This is a genomic window from Chryseobacterium formosum (genome assembly GCF_026460885.1).
Classification (GTDB): Bacteria; Bacteroidota; Bacteroidia; order Flavobacteriales; family Weeksellaceae; genus Chryseobacterium; species Chryseobacterium formosus.
The window spans coordinates 1-20763 of sequence record NZ_JAOVZW010000027.1; the positions used below are offsets into that span (position 1 = coordinate 1).

At 34.1% G+C, this 20763-nt stretch carries 20 protein-coding genes; 5 read left to right on the forward strand and 15 right to left on the reverse strand.

Translation table 11 applies throughout. From position 1 onward, the window contains the following. Window positions 1-270: 270 nt before the first annotated feature. On the forward strand, window positions 271-651 hold the full coding sequence (locus tag OF897_RS18890) for a helix-turn-helix domain-containing protein (protein WP_267267226.1): 381 nt from the start codon (window positions 271-273) through the stop codon (window positions 649-651). Here OF897_RS18890 and OF897_RS18895 read toward each other — a convergent pair. From OF897_RS18895 to OF897_RS18915, 5 genes are all read right to left on the reverse strand, one after another. Then, window positions 634-765, reverse strand: coding sequence for a hypothetical protein (locus OF897_RS18895; protein WP_267267227.1), 132 nt, complete (start codon window positions 763-765; stop codon window positions 634-636). The genes OF897_RS18890 and OF897_RS18895 overlap by 18 nt on opposite strands. Window positions 766-927: 162 nt before the next feature. Then, entirely contained in the window at window positions 928-2211 is a 1284-nt protein-coding gene (gene hemL / locus OF897_RS18900; protein WP_267267228.1) for a glutamate-1-semialdehyde 2,1-aminomutase, read from the reverse strand. Between the two features lie 92 nt (window positions 2212-2303). Then, window positions 2304-3362: a glucosaminidase domain-containing protein gene (locus tag OF897_RS18905; RefSeq protein WP_267267229.1), complete on the reverse strand. Its 1059-nt coding sequence runs from the start codon at window positions 3360-3362 to the stop codon at window positions 2304-2306. Window positions 3363-3430: 68 nt separating this feature from the next. Further along, complete coding sequence (locus OF897_RS18910) at window positions 3431-4336, reverse strand: 1-aminocyclopropane-1-carboxylate deaminase/D-cysteine desulfhydrase (protein ID WP_267267230.1); 906 nt, start codon at window positions 4334-4336, stop codon at window positions 3431-3433. Window positions 4337-4397: 61 nt separating this feature from the next. Beyond that, a complete protein-coding gene (locus OF897_RS18915; protein ID WP_267267231.1) occupies window positions 4398-4727 on the reverse strand; it encodes a hypothetical protein in 330 nt (109 codons plus the stop codon). Window positions 4728-4758: 31 nt separating this feature from the next. On the opposite strand from OF897_RS18915, the gene OF897_RS18920 reads away from it, so the two are divergent. Together OF897_RS18920 and OF897_RS18925 are read left to right on the forward strand one after the other, a co-directional pair. Further along, entirely contained in the window at window positions 4759-4941 is a 183-nt protein-coding gene (locus tag OF897_RS18920; protein ID WP_267267232.1) for a DUF5522 domain-containing protein, read from the forward strand. 1 nt (window position 4942) lies between these two features. Next, entirely contained in the window at window positions 4943-5470 is a 528-nt protein-coding gene (locus tag OF897_RS18925) for a DUF4136 domain-containing protein (protein WP_267267233.1), read from the forward strand. A gap of 86 nt (window positions 5471-5556) precedes the next feature. Here the strand turns inward: OF897_RS18925 and OF897_RS18930 are convergent, their stop codons facing one another. Beyond that, on the reverse strand, window positions 5557-6363 hold the full coding sequence (locus tag OF897_RS18930) for a T9SS type A sorting domain-containing protein (RefSeq protein WP_267267234.1): 807 nt from the start codon (window positions 6361-6363) through the stop codon (window positions 5557-5559). A gap of 275 nt (window positions 6364-6638) precedes the next feature. On the opposite strand from OF897_RS18930, the gene OF897_RS18935 reads away from it, so the two are divergent. Further along, complete coding sequence (locus OF897_RS18935) at window positions 6639-8429, forward strand: endonuclease (protein ID WP_267267235.1); 1791 nt, start codon at window positions 6639-6641, stop codon at window positions 8427-8429. 325 nt (window positions 8430-8754) lie between these two features. On the opposite strand, the gene tssD is transcribed toward OF897_RS18935, so the two are convergent. The 9 genes from tssD to tssO (OF897_RS18980) all read right to left on the reverse strand — a co-directional run bounded on the left by tssD (window position 8755) and on the right by tssO (OF897_RS18980) (window position 19857). Next, a complete protein-coding gene (tssD, locus tag OF897_RS18940) occupies window positions 8755-9156 on the reverse strand; it encodes a type VI secretion system tube protein TssD (protein WP_267267236.1) in 402 nt (133 codons plus the stop codon). A 166-nt stretch (window positions 9157-9322) separates the two neighbouring features. Then, window positions 9323-10282: a hypothetical protein gene (locus tag OF897_RS18945; RefSeq protein WP_267267237.1), complete on the reverse strand. Its 960-nt coding sequence runs from the start codon at window positions 10280-10282 to the stop codon at window positions 9323-9325. A gap of 54 nt (window positions 10283-10336) precedes the next feature. Then, complete coding sequence (locus tag OF897_RS18950; protein WP_267267238.1) at window positions 10337-11458, reverse strand: hypothetical protein; 1122 nt, start codon at window positions 11456-11458, stop codon at window positions 10337-10339. 3 nt (window positions 11459-11461) lie between these two features. Beyond that, the gene (locus OF897_RS18955) at window positions 11462-14770 is read right to left on the reverse strand and encodes a peptidoglycan DD-metalloendopeptidase family protein (RefSeq protein WP_267267239.1); all 3309 of its coding nucleotides are present in this window, start codon (window positions 14768-14770) and stop codon (window positions 11462-11464) included. A gap of 17 nt (window positions 14771-14787) precedes the next feature. Beyond that, window positions 14788-15291: a DUF4280 domain-containing protein gene (locus OF897_RS18960; RefSeq protein ID WP_267267240.1), complete on the reverse strand. Its 504-nt coding sequence runs from the start codon at window positions 15289-15291 to the stop codon at window positions 14788-14790. A gap of 96 nt (window positions 15292-15387) precedes the next feature. Continuing rightward, window positions 15388-17787, reverse strand: coding sequence for a type VI secretion system protein TssR domain-containing protein (gene tssR / locus OF897_RS18965; RefSeq protein ID WP_267267241.1), 2400 nt, complete (start codon window positions 17785-17787; stop codon window positions 15388-15390). Window positions 17788-17837: 50 nt separating this feature from the next. Continuing rightward, window positions 17838-18749 carry a PKD domain-containing protein gene (locus OF897_RS18970; protein WP_267267242.1) on the reverse strand — a complete coding sequence of 304 codons (912 nt, stop codon included), beginning with the start codon at window positions 18747-18749 and terminating at the stop codon, window positions 17838-17840. Between the two features lie 36 nt (window positions 18750-18785). Then, window positions 18786-19304 carry a type VI secretion system TssO gene (gene tssO / locus OF897_RS18975; protein ID WP_267267243.1) on the reverse strand — a complete coding sequence of 173 codons (519 nt, stop codon included), beginning with the start codon at window positions 19302-19304 and terminating at the stop codon, window positions 18786-18788. A 22-nt stretch (window positions 19305-19326) separates the two neighbouring features. Continuing rightward, on the reverse strand, window positions 19327-19857 hold the full coding sequence (gene tssO, locus OF897_RS18980; RefSeq protein WP_267267244.1) for a type VI secretion system TssO: 531 nt from the start codon (window positions 19855-19857) through the stop codon (window positions 19327-19329). 178 nt (window positions 19858-20035) lie between these two features. On the opposite strand from tssO (OF897_RS18980), the gene OF897_RS18985 reads away from it, so the two are divergent. Beyond that, window positions 20036-20707 carry a response regulator transcription factor gene (locus OF897_RS18985; RefSeq protein ID WP_267267245.1) on the forward strand — a complete coding sequence of 224 codons (672 nt, stop codon included), beginning with the start codon at window positions 20036-20038 and terminating at the stop codon, window positions 20705-20707. Window positions 20708-20763: the final 56 nt, after the last annotated feature.

Here is a 20763-nt window from a genome sequence, read left to right on the forward strand (position 1 = left end):
TTGCGCTTCTTCGTTGTGTAAGTCTTCGGTTCTGCAGGAATAAGCAGTAAAGGCGACCAAAAGGATCAGGCAAAGCCTGAGAAATAGATTTTTCTTCATAAATCATTTGTGAATTTTAAAGGTTAAAAATATAATTTTTTTGTAACTCTACAAATATGTGACAAATATTATTTTGCTCAAAACCTGTTTTCGCATAAAATTACCCGCTTTTCGGGTAAGATATTGTAAGCGAATTTATCTTTATATTTGCTTGAAAATAATACAATCATAATGACGAATAACGTAGCAGAAAAAATAAAAAGACTGAGAAAGGCAAAAGGATTTTCTCAGGATGATATGGCAGAAAAGATGCATATTTCGCAATCTGCATACGCAAGAATAGAAAACGGAGAAAGCCATTCATGGGCTGCCCATATCGAAAAGCTAAGTGAGATCTTTGAAGTAAAGCCCGAAGATTTTCTTACTGATGAAACTAATAATTTAGAACAGGAAAATACTGATCAAAAAGGAGGAATGGCTTTCCAATTTGTAGGGACTATAAACACTATAAATAATCTGTCTGAAAAACTTATCGAGCAATACGAAGAACGCATAAAAGAACTGAAAGAACAGGTAGAATTCTGGAAAAACAAATCAGAAGGTAGTAAATAGTTTTCTACTGCTTCCGGAAAGTCTGCTGCAGGATGCAGGAGACTTTCCGGAAGCAGGGAAATGTTGTTGCACCCCTGAAAGAAGCTTTCCGGTAACCGGGAAAGTTCCCTGCACATTGCAGGAGACTTTCCGGAGGCAGAGAAACCTTCTCGCACCTTGCGGAAGATTTTTTCGTTTTCCGGATAACAAAAATTAAAATAATTATCAAAAAGTTTTTAAAACAAAAAAGGATGAAATCTAAACCTCATCCTTTTCTATATATTTTTCTTGTTTACTTTAAGAATACTGAAATTTTCTTACCGCTTCTAAAGTCATATCGATTTCTTTATCTTTAATGGCATCACTGATGAAATAGGTTTCATACCCACTTGGCGGAAGGTAAATTCCGTTTGTTAGCATTTGATGAAAGAAATTATTAAACAGTGAATGATTAGCATTCTGCGCCTCATCAAAATTGGAAACTGCATTGATGTGAAAGAAAACCGACATCATCGATCCTTTTCTGTTAATTCTGTGAGCAATTCCTTTTTCACTTAAAATTTTCCCGATTTCAAAGTCTAAAGTTTCTGTAGTTTTTGCTAATCTGTTGAAAAATTCAGGGTCGTTTTTAATAATTTGCAAAGTTTTTAAACCCGCTCTCATTGCCAAAGGATTTCCACTCAACGTTCCTGCCTGATAAACTCCGCCTTTTGGAGCCAAATGATCCATAATTTCGTTTCTTCCGGCAAAAGCACCAACCGGAAGTCCGCCCCCGATTACTTTTCCGTAAGTTACCAAATCTGCTTTCACATTATACAATTCCTGAGCTCCACCAAAAGCCAATCTGAAACCGGTCATCACTTCATCGAAAATCAATAAAGCTCCGTTTTCGTCACAGATTTTTCTTAGTTTTTGAAGAAATTCATTTTCTGGAAGAACGCAACCCATATTTCCGGCAACAGGCTCGATAATTACGGCAGCGATTTTGCCTTGATTATGTCTGAACAAATCTTCAACCTGCTCAAAGTCATTATATCTTGCCAATAAAGTATCTTTTGCCGTTCCCTGAGTTACTCCAGGAGAATTTGGATTTCCAAAAGTTGCAGCACCGCTTCCCGCTTTAATCAAAAACGAGTCTGAATGGCCATGATAACAACCTTCAAATTTTATAAATTTATCTCTTCCCGTAAAACCTCTTGCCAATCTGATTGCACTCATACACGCTTCTGTTCCTGAAGAAACCATTCTGATCTGGTCGATATTCGGAACGTTTTCGGTAATGAATCTTGCGATTTCAGTTTCCAATTCAGTTGGTGCGCCAAAAGAGAAGCCTTTTTCTGCCTGAATTTTTAATTCTTCCAAAACTTCGGGATGCGTATGTCCCAAAATTGCAGGTCCCCAAGAATTGATGTAATCTACATACGTATTATCATCTGCATCGGTAAGATAAGCTCCTTTCGCCGATTTCATAAAAACGGGAACTCCACCCACCGATTTAAAGGCACGAACCGGAGAATTTACACCTCCTGGAATATATTTGTAAGCTTCATCAAATAAAGCTGAACTTCTTTGGTATTTCATTATTTTAAATAGTTGATGGTTTCTGGTTTCTGGTTGACAGTATATTTGTGAGCTAAAAACCAACAACCATCAACTAAAAACCGACAACCAAATTAATTTCTGGGTTTTTTATCAATCAAATAAATCAGCTGTCCTGCTAAAGGTTTTTGACCTTCGTCCATTCTGTTTTTAGCGTATAATTTGTGAAGTTTGATGCCAAATTTCTGTGCGATATCATACATATCCTCACCAGATTCGGCTTTGTAAGTTGGTGTATTACCTTCGGAATTTTTAGACTCAAGAAAGATGACTTCATTTTTTGCAATGGCAGTTCCCTCCAGTTCATTCCATTTTATCAGTTTGCTTTCGCTGATCTTGAATTTTTTAGCAATATATTGTACATCAGTATCTTCAGGAACAACAATATATTTTAAACCGCCATTCGGATGACTTTTAATTAAAATCGAATTAAGAATTTCCGCTTTGGTTTTAATTCGCTCAACTCTCTGCTGTTGCTGAGCATAAGAAGTCGCTTTGTAAGGAACTTTTACCGTGACAGGCGTTGTAGTTTTTTTTGTTGCTTTTGCCGGTTCCATTCTTGCCATGAAAGTACGGTCGTCTTTCAAATCAGGATATTTTTTCAGAATAGCATATAGAACTTCTTTAGAATCAACCTCATCAAATTCATACAATTTATATCTTTCGATTTTTCCAATAAGAATTGATGCATAACGAGGGTTTGTAGCATAACCTGCTTTTTTCAAACCATGCGCCCAAGCTTTATAATCTTTCATATCAAGGTCAAAAAGTTTGGTGTAATATTTTCTGGTTGCCAAAAATATCGAGTGATCTTCGTAAGATTGTTTCGGATCGTCATACACTCGGAAACACTCATTGGGAGCATCATCGGTGTGCTTCATTGTTTTTCCAGTCCAGTCTTCTTTACATTTTATGCCAAAATGATTTTTCCCTTCCTGAGCTAGACGGCTTTGTCCACCACCTGTTTCCAAAAGTCCTTGTGCAAGCGTAATTGAAGCCGGAATTTTGTATTTTTCCATTTCTTCAACAGCATATTGCGCAAATTTTTGGATGTACTGATCTTCTGTAGCCCAAGTCTGAGCTGAGAATTTTGATAAAACTAAAAGGCTAATTAGTAAGAAAAGTCTTTTCATGTTTTGATTTTTTTGAATAAGTAAACACCCATCAAATAATTTGAGTAAGTGTTTTTTACTTTTTATTTTTATAGTATTAAATTTCTGTTCTGCTTTTCTAAAAGCATATTGGCTCCTTCTATTCCCTGCAAACCTCCTGTGTGAAAACATAATATTTTGCTTCCCTCAGGAAAATAATTGGCTTCAATCATTTCAAAAACTTTCTGCATCATTTTTCCTGTATAGATCGGTTCTAAAGGAATATCAAACTTCATTTTAAAATCATTGATAAAACGGATATTTTCGTCATTTATTTTACCATAACCGCCAAAAGCAGCATCGGTTAGATGAAAATTTCTTTTCGAGGTTAATTCTGAAATTTTTCTTTCCAAAGAAGAATCATCAACTACTTTAAAACCTATAACTTTCTGATTATCTTCACAAAACTCCGAAATTCCCGCTAAAGTTCCTCCGCTTCCAACTGCTGTGCAAAGATAATCAAAATCTTTTGTATCGTTATTCAGCATCATTTTTACACCCTGAACTGCATTGTCATTCGTTCCTCCTTCGGGAATAATCAAAGCTTCTGGAAATTCATGTTGTAAAAACTCGGTTAATTTCTCTTTGTGACGGTATTCTTCACGGGTAACAAATTTTAAATTCATTCCGTTTCTTTTGGCAAAAACTAAAGTCGGATTATGCGTCCATTTTTTTTCAAGTTCTTCTCCTCGAATAATTCCTAAAGTTTTCACTTGAGCTAAATTCCCTGTCGCCGAAACTGCCGAAATATGATTAGAAAAAGCTCCGCCAAATGTAATTATTAAAGGATTTTCAGGTTTGGTTTCTAAATAATTATTAATATTATAAAAAAGTTTCCAATATTTATTTCCTGAAATTTGTGGATGTACTAAATCTTCTCTTTTGATGAAGAGTCTTACATTTTTTTGAATCGGAATTTCCTGAATCGGAATTTTTTCTGATGGAATTTTTAACATTATAGGCTGAAAATATGTTGCAAAATTAAGGTTTTCAATTATTTTAATAATATTTTAATTTCTATCTCATGAAATTTCGGAATGCCAAGAATTTTCTTTTTTTAAGATAATTTAAATCGTGTTCCATCGCATAAGCTTCTCGTTCGAAAGAAATTGATTTGTAGGCTTGATAAGGATTTTTCAGCTTAAAAAGATGATAATAATATTCAGCAATATAAAGAATATAAAAGAAAATTATCAGTAACTCTAATTGTTGTCTGATATGAATTTTTTCATGATTAATCAAGACTCTATTCTTCTTATCTTCAGGATTTTTGATGAAAATAAAAGGATAGAGCGTAATGCCGTTTATTTTTGTATTTTTGAGGAGCTTTTGGCACACAATTATCATAATAACAAATATAAAAGTTTTGATTTAACTTATGGCTCTTTTTGAAATCAAAGAAGGTGAAGACTTTTACTTCAATGAGCAAGGTTACAAAGTTTTTACCGAAAAATTCCATCTTAAACGTGGACATTGCTGTAAAAGTGGTTGCAAACACTGTCCTTACGGATATGATAAAAAGACTGACACATTTATAAAAACCAATAAAAAAGATAAATAAAATGAAGAAATATATTTTTATTTTGCTAGCGGCAAGTTTAGGTTTGTCATCTTGCAGCCCTTTTAAAGTACGTTCAGATTACGCTGAAACTGCAACTTTCACTTCTTACAAAACATATAAAATCAGAATCGACGATTTAAAATTAAATGACATCGATAAAGACAGAGTTTTGAATGAATTGTCTAAGCAATTACAAATGAAAGGACTTCAATCTGGTGAAAATCCTGATTTAATTGTTAACGTAAAAGCAAATCACAAAAAAGTTACCGACATTACCACTTCAAATCCTGGCGGAATGTGGGGATGGGGAGGCGGTTTCGGATGGGGAATCGGAATGAACAGAACATGGTCTAGTAATTATAACGAAGGCGCAATTATCGTAGATATGGTTGATGCGAAAAGTCAAAAGTTAGTTTGGCAGGGAATCGGAAGCGGAATTTCTGTAGACCGACCAAAAGCTAAACAAAAACAAATTCCTCAAATTGTAGCCGAAATTATGGCAAACTATCCTCCGGGAATGAAAAAATAAAATTTTTAACTTAAATTATATCAAAGTCAACACAAAATTTGTGTTGACTTTTTGATTACGTTAAAAATAAGACTGTTAAAAATAATTTATTCTTTGATTGTTTTATAGGTTTGTAATTTTCCGTCTTTTTGTTGAATGGTAATAAAGTAAGCCCCAGATTTCAAATAATTTAAGTTGATTTTTGAAGAAGGCTTTTCTATGGTTTTGATTAATCTTCCTGAAACATCTGTAATTTTTAAGCTTTGAATTTCATTAGATTCTGAAATAGTAATTATATCAGCAAAAGGATTTGGATGGATTTTAAAATGTTTCAATTTTAAATCGTTCGTTGATAAAGCAGATTTTGATTCCCAAACTGCATCATCCCAATAATGTCCAGCCCAAGTTGTTCCAGGATTTCTGATTGCTAATCTTGCAGTTGCAGGAACAGTCGTAGGAACATCTAAAACTCTTTCTGAAGTATTATCGTAAGTCCCGTTTATAATTGTAATCGATTGCAAAACAACAAAAGTTGAAGCATCATTTATATCCGTAATATAACCAAAATCTAAAAGTCCTGGACCAGAATTAACTCTCGCTTTAAATTTGAAATGATGAGTTCCTGCATTGATATTTGTAAGTGGAGGCATAATTACAATTGACACTTTGTTATACCCTGTCTGATAAACATTACTCGGACTTGACGCCGGAGAAGTGCTTGAAATTATCTGGTTTCCACCACCTGCAGTCAAAATACTGTTCCAACACGACGGTACAACTCCCATATTACAACATGACAAAGTATCGAAGTTTTCAGAAAATTCTGATAACGGATTACATTGTGCTTTACTCATGCTAAAGCTTCCAAAACATAGGATAGCAATTCCTGTTTTAATTGATAAATTTTTAATCATTCTAAATAAAAATAGTTTCACAAAACTAAGTAATCTAATTTTTAGAATTTCATAATTTTTAATGATATTTATCAATTATAAACCATTAATAAATTAACTTCCGCTTAGTAAACAATAATAAATTTTCATTATGATCAAATAATTAATTGATTCAAAAAGAAACAATAAAAACAACACTTAACATACAAAATTTAATACAAATCAGTATAAATCTTAATAATAATGTAATTTTACATTCACCAAATTATTATAATCTTACCAAACATTATATTATTATGAAAAAACTATTTTTATGCCTGATATTCTCGCAGTTAGGTTTTGCACAGGCTCCTGCAGGATATTACAATTCAGCAAACGGATTATCCGGAGCACCACTTAAAACTGCTTTAAGTAACATTATTACAAGCGGACATCAGGATAAGGGCTACAATGGACTTTGGACTGCCTATAAAACAACCGATATTGATAAAAACTACGAAAATGACGGTTCGATTTTAGACATTTATTCCGAAAGACCTACTTCTACAGATCCTTACAAATTTACTCCGGGAAGCAATCAATGCGGAACTTATTCTAAAGAAGGAAACTGCTACAACCGTGAACATATTGTTCCACAAAGTTTATTCAACGAAGCTTCTCCGATGAAAAATGATATTCATTTTATCCGAGCTACAGACGGAAAAGTAAACGGAATGCGTTCTAGTTATCCTTTCGGGAAAGTGGGAAACGCAAGTTTCACTTCTTTAAATGGCTCTAAAGTCGGAAGCTCTTCTTCATCAGGGTTTTCGGGGACGGTTTTTGAGCCAATTGACGAATTTAAAGGCGATGTAGCGAGAATGGTTTTTTATTTTGTGACGAGATATCAAACTAAACTTTCAACGTTTTCTACAGGAAATATGATCGGAAGTTCGGCATTTCCGGGACTTCAAACCTGGGAACTGAACGTACTTTTAGCTTGGCATAATCAAGATCCGGTTTCTCAGGCTGAAATCAACAGAAATAATGCTTCTTATACTTTTCAGGGAAATAGAAATCCGTTTATTGACAACCCAAGTTATGTGAATCAAATTTGGGGTGGACAAGCTCCAACAAGCGATACGCAAGCTCCGACAATTGTAACTAATTTAACTGTTTCCGGAAAAACAACCAACACTGTTTCTCTTGTTTGGAATGCTGCAACAGACAACGTAGCAGTAACTTCTTACGATGTTTATATGAATGGAAGTTTGAAAACAAACGTAAATTCGACTTCAACGACAGTTACCGGATTAAATCCTTCTACAACCTACACTTTCTATGTGAAAGCAAAAGATGCAGCAGGAAATGCATCAGTAAACAGTTCGACAGTTTCAGCGACAACAAATGCGGGAACAACCAATCCGAATCCTACAGGTTGCGTGAATGAAACTTTTGAAACAGTTCCATCAGCAAGTTCATCATCATACTCTACAAAAACATGGACAAGCAACGGAATTACTTGGACTGCAACAGATTCCAGAACTGACCAGACTATTTCAAATAAAGCGATTACAGTAAGAGACGGATCATTAAAATCAAGCAGTTCTGCGAATGGAATCGGATCTTTAACGGTAACAACGCAACTCAAATTCAGTGGAAGTGATGGTACTTTTAATGTTCAGGTAAATGGTGTAACAGTGGGAACTGTTCCTTACAGCACAACTGCAACGACAACTACGATTAACAACATCAACGTTTCAGGAAATGTTGTCGTGACTTTGGTTAATAATTCTTCGAGCAACAGAGTTGCGATTGATAATCTAAGCTGGACTTGTAATGGCACTTCTGCAAGACAGACTCAAACAAATTCGGTTTCTCAGCCAAAAGAACTGCAGATTTACCCAAACCCAATTTCCAATCATGAAATTTTTGTAAAAGGTGAAATTATAAACATTAAAAAAGCGGAAATTGTAAATCTTCAAGGGAAAGTAATGCAAACTATCAACAATCCTTTTAAAAATGGAAAATCAATTAGAATTAATAATCTTTTGCAGGGTGTTTATGTTTTAAAACTTGATGAATCGAGTCTGAAATTTGTTGTGAAATAATTTTTAGGAATAAATAAAAAAGGCTGTTTCAAATTTTGAGACGGCCTTTTTTACGATGTGAAATTTTAAATTTATGTGAAAATTGCAGCCCGGCTTGAGCGGAAATCCTTTTTTTGAAATGGGAAAGCTATGGCAAAAAAGATTGGGAGCGGAAGACGGAAATGTCTGCCAAAAAAATAAATTTATTCTCTCGCAGATTTAGTAGATTACACAGATTTTTTTAGAACGTTTTTTATTATTTTCGAGAAAAATCATTAGAAAAGACCGCCTTTTTGAGACGGTCTTTGACTTTGTATATATTAATACTGAAAAGGTATGTTTTGAATTAAACCGGCCAAACTCCTTCGTACGCCGAATTACCGTAATTGATTTTTTCTGCACTCACTACGAAACTGATTAACATTGAATTTTCGTCTACTGCGTCGAAATCTACTTCGTGCTGAATAACGTAACCGTTTTCCCAGTTTAAAGTGATCAATGTTCCTTCTTCATGAGATTTATTGAAGGTAACTTCGCCTGAAGTCGGCTTATATTTTCCGTTCAGAAGAGTTTCCAGGATGTCAGATTTTTCTGTTGCCTCGATTGTCAATTTGATAATTGCATTTGACGGGTCTGAAGCAACTCTACCTGAAACGTCTGTAGATCTTGAAACACTGTAATTCAGCTTTAACAATTTCTGTCCTTCGCTGCCGTTGAATTTTAAAATTCCTCTTGAATTTGCTGCCATGATTTGTAAATTTTATTCGTTAATATTTTGTAATTTTTATACTTCAAAGATAAAACCAAGACAATTATTTTTCACATTTTTGATTCATTATTTTAAAATTTGTAGTAATTCTACGATTTGATGTCGTAAAACTACGATTAGCCACAAATACCTATTAAACAAACCATTACAAAACTTCACTTACAGATAAATTTGTGGAATATTCAACGGAATATTCTTTATAGGAGTTAAAAGCATTCATTTTTTTTATCATTCCGTTTTCTTTAGAGATGCTAAGATTTCCGTTAAATCTAAAGTCTTTTTCTTTTTGATCGCTCAAAAATTGATTTAGTGAAATTTCATCTGAATTTTCAGATTTTTCTACGATTTGCTGAAGCTGTACTGAAGATTGATTTAAATAGATTTCAAAAAAAGATTTTCCGTTTTTAAAAGGATTTCTGAATGAAGAAAAATACATTTTCAGAAACCAGTCTTCTTTCATTTTTTTATCGAAAACCTCGGGATTCAAAACAACATATTCAAATTCTTCAAGATAGATTTCTGCATATTTGTCGGGAAATAAATCAAGAAGCTTTTCTTTGATTTCATTAAAATTATTCAAAGTTTGCTTCGTTAAAGCTGTTCGTAAAATTTCTCCTTTAGAATTTACATACACTTCAATTGGAAGTAAAGATTTAAACGTTTCGATTGCCATAAATTCCATTTTCGTATCATGAAGATTGGAAAATTTGTCTTTCGTGAAATGAAAAAGGTGCTCATTAAACTCATTTTTTATCCATTTCAAATTTGCGACATACGAAAAACGATTTTCACTGATTTTTCCTTCATCATTTTTTGATTCTGTAAAAACAACTTTAAAGTTCTGATTAAAATTAATTGGATTAAACTCTATTTTCGGATTGACATCAGGACTTTTGAATGGTGCATCATTTTTAGCATTAAATGCTTTAATCTCAACAATATTTGGCAACAGAAGCTTTTTTCCGGGAACCAAATTTTCCGTAATAAAATCTTCTTTTACACAGTGATTGTTGTGAAATTCTTTAAGATAAACAGGATTTTCAAGCTGAATTTCTTCGGCAATTTTTTGCAGCGTATCTCCTGGAAGTATGAAATGAACCATCATAGATTTCTCTTTGTTCTTCGAAATTGTTTTTGTTTGGTTATTGTTTTAAATAAATTATTTGCTTCTTAATTTTAGTAAAAAATTTTCGTTAACGTTTTCAAATTTAATTTTACCAAAATCTTTTACAGTCCAGGTTTTGTCTGGAATTTTTCTTTCGTGATTGGCTTTATCGAAATACGTTTCTCCGTATTTATGCAAATAAATTTCATTTCCTTCAACCTTAAAAGTGATGTAGGACTCCACTAAAATATTATAGTCAAAACAGGTTTGCTGTTCGATGGTGAAGTAGTTATCTTTTGTCGCCACCGTTGAAAAACCTTCAGAAATGCAATTTGAATTATTAGAAAAAACCAGATTATTATTTGATTTTTCAATTGAGCCATTTTTTGAAGACAACATCACTTTCAAAGGTAACCCAAAATGAGTTTTATCGAAGTCATCTTTAGCCGTATCATTTTTGTAAACAGAAATTTTATCTTTTTTTCCGTCTTTATTTAAATCCGTCAAAAATTCATTTAAACTGCTTCCACTACTCTTACTTTCACTTTGCTTAAGTTGTAACAAATCTTGCTGAACTTCTTTTGTAGCGACCGGATAAGCATTTTCTTTAGAAAAAACACATTTCGTTTTGGAAGCTTTGTCAACCATGTAAAAACTTTCATTTTTATTATCCAAAAAGATTTCTCCATTTTTACAATTGTGCGTATTTAGAGATAAAGCCTGATTAAATTTAAAATCCTGATCATTAAACTTATAAACAGTGAAATTTTGAAATTCTTCGGTGTAACCCGGTAAAAACAGATAACCATCTTTTCCGTTGTAAATGATTTTCACTCTTTTCTCAGCACCAAAATAATCTGAATCGTACGTAAAATTATACACTACCTGCTGAAAATCTTTAATCGTTTTGTTTTTAAAGCTCGCTTTCAAATACGCTCTTTCATCTACAAACTGAATTTTGAACAGAAAATCAGCAAAAGAAATCTCAAGATTTTTTTTAGAATTGTCTTTATAATCAGATTTTACATTAAATTGAATTTCTTTATAATTGCTGTAATCTTCTTTTACGGCTTCCTGACTTTTTGCATCAGTTTTATTTACAGCCTTTCCATCATTTCCTTTGCATGAAAAGAAAACGAAAATGAACGAAAATAATATTAAAAATTTTGTTTTCATATTTTATCCTCCTTGAACATTAATAACTCTACCTGCTTCTGCTCTGGTTTTCTGTTTCTGAATTTCAGCTTCAGACTGATCAGAAGGCCCTTTAAAATGTACATAATATCCTGGATTACATCTGTAATTTAAGCCTTGACCGACAGCATAAATTGTCGTAAAAATCTCAAAATGCAAATGCGGAGCACAGGTTCCTCCTACAACGCCAGAAACCCCTGTTTTTGCAATTACGGCACCAGATTCTACCTCATCTCCTACAGAAACCAACACTTCATTAAGATGAGCATAAAACAAAAATACATCCTGCTCTTTATCAAAAGAAGGTCCCTGAGAAATTTCTCCACGGGCAGAATGTAAAAGTGCATATTCACGTTTATGATTTTTGAAAGCTTCTTTATCGGTGATTTTTATAGTCACGGTATTACCATATCCTCCATGCCATTGTGCTTTATGAACCACACCATTTGTACAGGCAAAAACATCTTCACCTAACTCTGAGAAAAGATCGAGCCCTTGATGCGTTCCTCCATTTCTTGTAGTTCCGAAAAGTCCCCAGTTTTCTCCGATACTACCAATACCGCCACCGCCACTTTGCATATATAAAGTCGACATTGGATTAGCTACCGGTTCATGCCATCCTGCAGATTCTTCACCACTACATTCGCTTACTTTAAAAGTAACAACTGTTTTCTGCAAATTCTGCCATCTGCTTTCACGTGTAGGTGTACTACTGTTTACAATATCTACGATGGCATCAAAATGCGGTCGCTCAACCCCTTTATTGGCATGAGTCTGACAACCGTATTCTTCCCAATATGCCATACTCGCAACCGTACCTTCATTAAGATTATTGATATTATTGGCATCGATATCAATTCCAAATTCAGGATAATCACTGTCTATTCGTGCATTTATTTTATCATATTTATTTTTAAATGTGATCTGAATAATTCCTCGTCCTCTGTATTTCCAGCCGTCTCCACTTGCTGCATCTCCGTTTCCTTCCCTATTGGCATAAGCAATATTGGCAATCATTTCAGGGTTTGATCTATAGCCATTCTGCGCACTTCTTCCGTATTGAAAAGCGAGATTGTTTGGTGGCCCGTTCAATCTTCCTGTAGTCGTAAATCTGGAAAAATGCTCCGGAAGTTTTTCAGCTGCATAATCCAGACTTTCCCCGTTGCGCACATTGATCGATTCACCAACTTCCTGTAGAACCTGAGCAAAAAACTGAGCCTTTTGCCTGCAAGTATCAAGACCAAATTTTGTATTTGCTCCGTTGAAAGCATTCATCAACTGAGTCTTTTTCTCTTCTGTAGCTCCAGTAAATATTTCAGAAAGCTCTTCCATTGTTAAAACACCACAACGTGGACATTTTTTTGCAACTTCAAAATATGAACCGTCTGCTTTTAAAAAGTTTTTGTCATGGGCTTTTTCACCTTGAGCTTTTACCTGAAGATAAAGCAATTCAGGCATTTTTTTATACAACTTGAAGGTTATCGTGTCGTCTTTCTGATAATTTTTTATTTCTAAAACTTTGATGATATCATCAACATACGCATTCTTACCATCAGCAATTTTTTCATTATTTGCATTTCCGCTTTTTGCATATCTAAGAACAGCTTCTGCAACTGTTTTTTTAGAAGCATCATCAGTCACTTTATTTTCACCTCCGAATTTATAAGTATAGTCCCCGTCTTCTTTACCTTTGGAAACTTTGTCTCGCCAAATTTTTAAATCATCATTAGATTTCGGTCTTAGATGAACAGGAATTTTAACCATTCCATTTTCAATCGTTCCTGTAAATTCAGATTTTTCAGTTCCCGGAACTTCTCCTGTAGATGGAGTAGCCTGATTCATTTGTTCTTCCGTAATTTCCAAAATTGGTAAAACAGCATCTGCAGAACCTTTAATTAAGCCATCTTTTTCTTTAATGATAATTGTAGCTTGTTTGTCACTTAAACCTGAACCAGCGGTTTTTGCAACCAAATATAATTTTGTATCTAAAGGAGCGTTATTAACTCTTGTAAACTCTTCTCCCAGTTTGAATGTTTGAAAAGTTACCGTTTTATCACTTTGCGTATCGGTTCCGTATTCATTTGCGGTAAGTGCTGCAATAATTGCTTCCTGAGTTGTATATTTTTTATTTGTTTTTAATGTTTCCTGTACTTTTCCTAAAATCGTTTTGGCTACACCATTTTTTTGAGCTGCCGTTGCAGTTTGATTATTAGCTTTTCTTCCTCCAAAAGTATAAACATGATTTCCATCTGCTTCTCCCGTGAGTTTTTTAAATTCTTTTTTGGCAAAATAAGCATCCAATAATTCTTCAACGGAAGAATCCTGAACTACGCTTACCGTTTTTCCTTCATTGGTTTGCGGAGTTGGTGGTTGCTCAGCCTCAATCGTACCTTGAGTTTCTTGATAATCATGTAATTCTCCTGATTGATTGCTATTTTGTTCAGGAACTCCTCTTTCTTCCATTTGTGATGCCGGTTTTTCTGCAGCTGGAGAGTTTTCCGCTCTTGGCGTTGTATTATTTGATGGAGTTTCTGCGGGTGTTGATGGTGTCGGAGAATTATTAGTCGGCTGTTCCGGTCTTGGTTGTGGTCTTTCAGCAGGAGTTGGAGCATACAAAGGATTATCTAATTTGTAATTATCCGTTGCATGTTTAGTATGCGAAAAATATTCTACAGTGACATAAAATTCTAATTGTTTTGCATCAGCTTCACCTTGCATAGCTTTTTGCATTAGCGCTCTTGTCAACATAAATTCTGCAACTGCAACTCCGGTTTGATCTACTCTCGCTTCTTTAGTTTCTATTAAAAGATTTTTTGCATCATGACCTTCGCCAGCTTCATCATCTTCCCAAAGCGTAAACTTTAATTTTTCACCATTTAAATTGACACATTGAGCACGAGCTCTCATTTTTTCGGTAAAACTAAAAACGGTTCCCGGTGAATCATCCACATATTGCAATTCCACTTTTTCAATTTTTGGAATTGCAGCAGGTTGAGGAGTAATTTCTATTGTTGAATTACCACTTCCTTCCGGCTCATAAAGATAAGCTTCCAGACGATACGTATGTTTTTGTGAAACTTCACCAAAAGTAAAATTACTGTCGCCTATTTTTTTAATATTTGTTGTTGTAAATCTTCCGTTCGGCCTTTTTTTAAACAATTCCCAAGTAACTCCAGCAGGATTTCTTTGACTTTGAGGTGTTGAAAGATACCAATCATCAATAGTATAAGTCGTTGCTTCACCTACTTTCGGAGAAGCATTTCCTGATATTTTTGAAACTCCTTTTTTTGACATTTCAGAAAATTTAATTGTTAATAAGCGTCGATTTCGCTTTCCATTATTCTTTCCTGAAAGTCATTCACATCCACCAAAGGATTGATATGTCTGATTACTTTTGCATCAGCATTTTTTACATTTTTTTTACTCATTTCACCACGTTGTCCGTGATCTTTAATTGTGATTTTCCCGCCTGTTGTACATTGAAGTTCTGAAACTTCAGTCACCGTTTTCTTCCCCATTATCATCACTTTTTCGTAAGTTTTCTGCCATTTTCCAGCAGGAGCATAAGCGCATGGAAGATAACCACCCGAGCTGGGTTTTAATTTACATTTTCCAAAACTCGGACCTGAAGGATTGAACTGAAGATCGTCTTCAGTAACAGCTAAATAATCTGCATTACCTACAGAATCATTCCAATAATGTTTATTATGCGCACTGACAATATGCTTGGGAAACTGATCTCCTTGATCACACTTGCATGTTCCTTTTTGAACAACGAAGTGTTTCCCATCATGAGATGATGATTGAGTAGACATATTTTGTGATATTTGGTACTCAAAGATAGCAAAAAGTAACTTAACATAAAAAAAACGGAAATTAATTTTCCGTTTTTTTTATTATGTCATAACTAATTAATGTTGAGTATATTCCGGTTCCTCCACTGGAAGCATTGTCGGCATAAAATATTCGTTTAGCCAGTAAAATTCTTGCCCGTTATGTTTAATTTTTACAGCCGGATTATTTCTGTAAGTAAGCATCCTATCTGCAAGTTCTTTATAATATTTAAAGTAACTTTTTGCTTCTTCGTTGGTGATAATATTAGATTTCGTCCAGCCTTTCAGCATAAATTTAGACATTTTCTCTTCTTCAGAATTATCAAAACCTGTACTTACACCTACCGCATAAGACATTGGCTGCTTATATAACTCTCCTTTGTCTAAGAACTTCAACGTCGGATTGTATTTTTTTAATAATTTAATATATTCTCTTACCGCTCTCCCCTGCTTAAAGTCTGTTCTTGCAGCACCTGTATTTGCATAAACTTCAGAATAGAAAGCTTTCAACTGATCATATTCGGTTTCAGAAATAAGAATCCCTTTTTCCATTCCTGTTTTATAATCCATTAATTCTTTTGGAATATACCCTTTTGCTAAAAACGGATTTCCGTAGTTAATCAATTGAGCAGCAATTCCTGCAGGAACCGGATTTGTTAACCCCGGATAAAGATATTTATATTTAAAATCAACTTCTGTTTTTCCTGCTCCAACCGAAGAATGGAAACGCTCATTCAAAGATTTATCTATCATTTCATTATCGAAAGAAACCTGAGCAATAAGACTATCAACAGATTTCACAAGAAGTCCGGGAGCAGTGATATCTCCTTTTTTAGGAAAAATAACAAATCCTTGAGCCATACTCTGCTTAGGAAAATCTAGTGAAAAGAAACCTGCATCACCTTCGATAAGATTAAAATTATTCTTTGTTAAAACATCGCTTTGTTTGATAATTTTTTGTTTTTTTAATTCAGCAACATTTTTAGCCGTGTTGGTGACAATATTTTCAGACATTAAAACAAAATCGTTGTAAGTGTCGGATGAACGGGCATTGGTCTGGAACATAATCAGCTTTGCCTGAGCTTGAGTTAACGAACCAATAACGCTGGACATATTACCGCTTCGGTTGGCAGAAGTTCCGATCGTAATTACAATATTGGTTTCATCGGGAACATTTGAAAGTAAATTTCCGGCAGCAATTAAACCTTCATTTAAAGGCTGATTTCCAACATTACTAGGACAATTCATTTCATTGGTTTTTTGCTCAATAAAACTCATCACTTTATTGTAATCCTTACTTAAAGGTGATGGAGCAACATTTTCTCCGCAAGAATTATTTTTATAAAGAACCACACCATATTTAATTGAATTAAAGTAAGATGGCTTTTCAAATTTCAACTGAAGATCCTGTAAAAGCGAACCTACAATTGGAATATAAGGCGTATTTGAAGCACTTACATCCAAAACAAAAACAATATTTGCGTTTTTATTTCTATCAATTATTTCTTTATAACGGTCAAAAACAATAGGCTCTCCCAATACATTTTTTACAAAGTTTTTACTGTAATCTAAAACGTTTGTAAAATATTTTGTTCTGGTATCAGGTTTTGCTTCTTCGTTTAAAGGAAGCGTTACAGGGAAAATATTTTCAAGCGGCGGTCGTTTATTGACATCCGTCAACAAAACAGCAGTACGAATATCCGCATCTGCTCCACCCGGTGCACCTTCATGGATTCCTAAAGTTGTTTCTTTAATACCCGTTGTATTTTTCATCTTTACGGCAGAACGTTCTCCCCAAGCTGAAATTACATTAGAGTTTACCCATCCGTACAAACCTGTATTGATGCTGTCCATATCAATGGTTGGTTTTTTTCCGACTAGAAAACGTTTGTTATTTTCTGCCTGTTTGTAGACATAAACCATTTGACCATTCGGAATTTTAACATTCGCAGCCTCAATAAGACTTGGAGAGTTAAAAACCATAATGGAATCGTTTTTATAATACCTTTCAGCACTTTTGATAACATCCGGATTGTTTGGAACCACCGCAACTTTTACCGGAAAACCTGTTTTTTCGCTTTTTAAAGAATTACTCCAAAGCAGAAGATCAGATTCGGGAATCCAGCCGTATGTTTTTATCTGTTTTGACGAAACTTTTTTCATTAAAGCATCAGGAATATATTCTGCAACCTTTACCATTCCGTCGCGGTGTTTTAAAACCATTAAAGGCTCTAAAAACTTAACTTCTTTATAAGATTTTTCGTCATTTTTGTCAAGATAAGCCGTATTTCTTGATCGATCTGAAATAGCAATCCAAGGAGCTGATTTTTTAGGAAAACCATTAATTACAGAAGCATTATCAATCTGCCCATATTGTTGTGGCTCAGGAGTTTTCTTAGAAGGCAGCTTTACCTGACAACTCGTCAGCAAAACAGAAAGCCCCACATAATAAGCCGCTAGAGGAAATTTATTTTTCATCTTAATTTTCTTTATAAATTGGTGTGATGCCCGAAAAACGGACTATTTTGTTATTTGCTTTGGTTGATATCGACTTTGGTTACACAAGTCATCCCGTCATCATAATTTAATTTTACAGTCTGTATCACTATATTTTTATCAAACTGAAGACCTGCACAATACAGATAAAAATTGTTCACTTTACTGTCCGCAACTTTTACGATTGTATTTTCGTTATTACACAAATAAGTTCTCAGAAGATAGTTGTAATGCTCATTAAAACTGTTACCATTTGCAATTTTTTGTAAATGATATTTAAAATCGTTATCCTTTTTTGCATACATTTCATCCAAAGTCGGTTCTTCATCCTGCATTGAATTATATGCCGGATTCACCAAAATATTGTGCTGAATTGGCTCTAAATCTTTATCTGTATAGAGTGTAACCACATAATTTCCCGGTTTTTGAAACGAATAAATCGCCAGTTTGTCTTTAGAATCGATTTTTCCTGTTTCTCCGAATCTCCATGTAAAATTGGTAGCATCGGAAAGTGCACGAAACTGTACATTTTCATACTGCATTACCTGAGTTGGCGCATCAATTTTAGTAGCTACAGCGGCACTGTCTTTAGGTTTTGGAATTCCTCTTGCGGAAACCATAATCGGGAAAGATTTAGAATATTTATTATCAATAATCAAGGTTACATTATAATAACCTGGCTTACTGTAAAAATGAATTCCTTTACTTTTATCTGAAGTTTGTCCGTCTCCAAAATCCCATTTTTTGAATTTAGCAAATTCAGTTTTATCCTGAAACGACAAAGTATCACCAGTTGAAAGCGAAGACGGGAAAACCACTCCTTCAATATCATCTGCCGAATGGATGACCTTTTTTTGAAGCCACAATGCGACCAGTGCGGCAATAAGCAATGTGGCAATTACACCGATGATGATGTTTTTCCTGTTCTTTTGAAAATAGTTCATAGTAAATTTTTGTGATGTGTTTTGTATTTTTTGATGTTATCTCGGGTTTAAAGAGTTGTTCCGATCACGAAGAGTCTGACTTTTTTCTTTATATCCCAATTGACATTCTTCATATTGTTTTTCAAAGGTTTTCGTGTTTTCGTTCATTTTCATGATCCGGTCTTTGTCTATCATATTCATTTTGAAAAACTTCCCGATTTGAGGAAAAGCAGATTTTCTGGGATCATTTACCACAACATTCTGAAAAGTATTGGCGAGATCCTGTATCGCATATTCTGCGTCATTTCTTTCTACAGGTTGCTGTATTTCTACAGATAATCTGTTCACTCGAGCCGCAGCTGTATCAATTAATTTCAAACCAATTTTTTGTTGCTGATCAAACTTAACTTTCTGCTCTAAAATCTGCAATGCATTGGTATCTGCTTCTGAGAAAGGAGATGCAAAACTTTTAAGAAAAATAATTCCTAAAAAGATTAATGCGAAAACAAGCATTAATATGAGATAAAAAAACTGATATTGCTTTTCTTTTTTTGATAATGTGATCTGTCCCTGCATAATTTCTAAACTTTAAATTGAATTATCTTCTTCGTCCTGTAAATTTTCTGGTAGGATCTATCATCATCTTACTATTAATCTGATTAGATTTTCCCTGACATTCCTGAACATTTCGAATGGCAATCTGCTGCTTAAAAGAAACGGTGATTATTTGACTTTTAAGATTAAGCATAGGCTTGATTTTCTGCATTAATACAGCATAATGCTTAAAATTATCGGCGCTATCTGCTCCCATAATTTGCTGAGCTTCACGAACGTTATCCAAAATATAAGTCCGCAGATAATTATCATTGTAAGCTTTATCGGAATCCAAAAGTTCCATTCTTGCATAAATACTGTCGACTTGAGTATGCAAAAGGTTATCACGATTCAGCAAATCGCGGTATTGGGCAACTTCTTTGTCGATGCCTTTGAGCTGAGTATCATAACTCTTAAAAAAGAAGTAGACGCTGGTAAAAGAAATACCAGACAGAATGATAAATGAAAATATAAATTTCCAAATACCTGATCTGACATCAGATCTGTTTAGTTTTTTTTCTCTGTTAGAAGACATGTTCGTGATTTGGTTTGGAATGTGAAAATACTAAAAAAAGAATTATGCACAAAATTAAATTCAATGCATACAATACTATTTACAATTTTTTAATGTAAAGTTTAATTTCCAGATCCGAAAGATTTTCATATTTTAGACAACGGAATTTTATTCTGCACCACCAAATCATGAAAATAGAATGAGTAAACTACTTACCAATATGGTACGGTTTTCTATTGCCGACAGCGATTTTTATTTTAAAAAAATAATGATCAAAACGCTTTTGGAAAATCCTTTCAATATGCTCCTCAATGACTGCAACAACGGTCATGAGCTCATCAACCGAATTTACAGAAGACAGGAAGATGTTTTTATTATCGAATTATTTATGCCGGTTCTCAGCGGAATTGAAGCCATAAAATTTATCCGTAAAAACAATCAGGAAACGCCTATTATTACCTATTCCGGGACTTATCAGGAAGATATTGCAGAGATTTTATCTAAAATCCCCAACATTTATTACTGTCAAAAAAACAGCAATACCATAAAAGATATTGTAAAAGGACAGATTTCATCAAAAGATTTCGATTACGACTCTTATTATATATCGTGGCAACAGCAACCTTTAGCGGTTCAGGAATATATGAACCGACAGAAAAAAAGTCAGGAAGAATTGTCCCCAACTGAGATTCAACTGATGAAATTTTGCTACGAAGGATTCAGTAATAAGGAAATTGGAGAAAAGCTTAATCTAAGCACACGTACCATCGATACGTACATCAACAGACTTACCGAAAAGCTTGGTTTGAAAACAAAACTGCATCTCATTCGGTTCTGTGTAGAAAACGGATATTACAATTCCAGCATGTAAAAATCACGTCATTTTAGCGGCACTTTATACTAAACATAAAATTCTCAGTAGTTTAT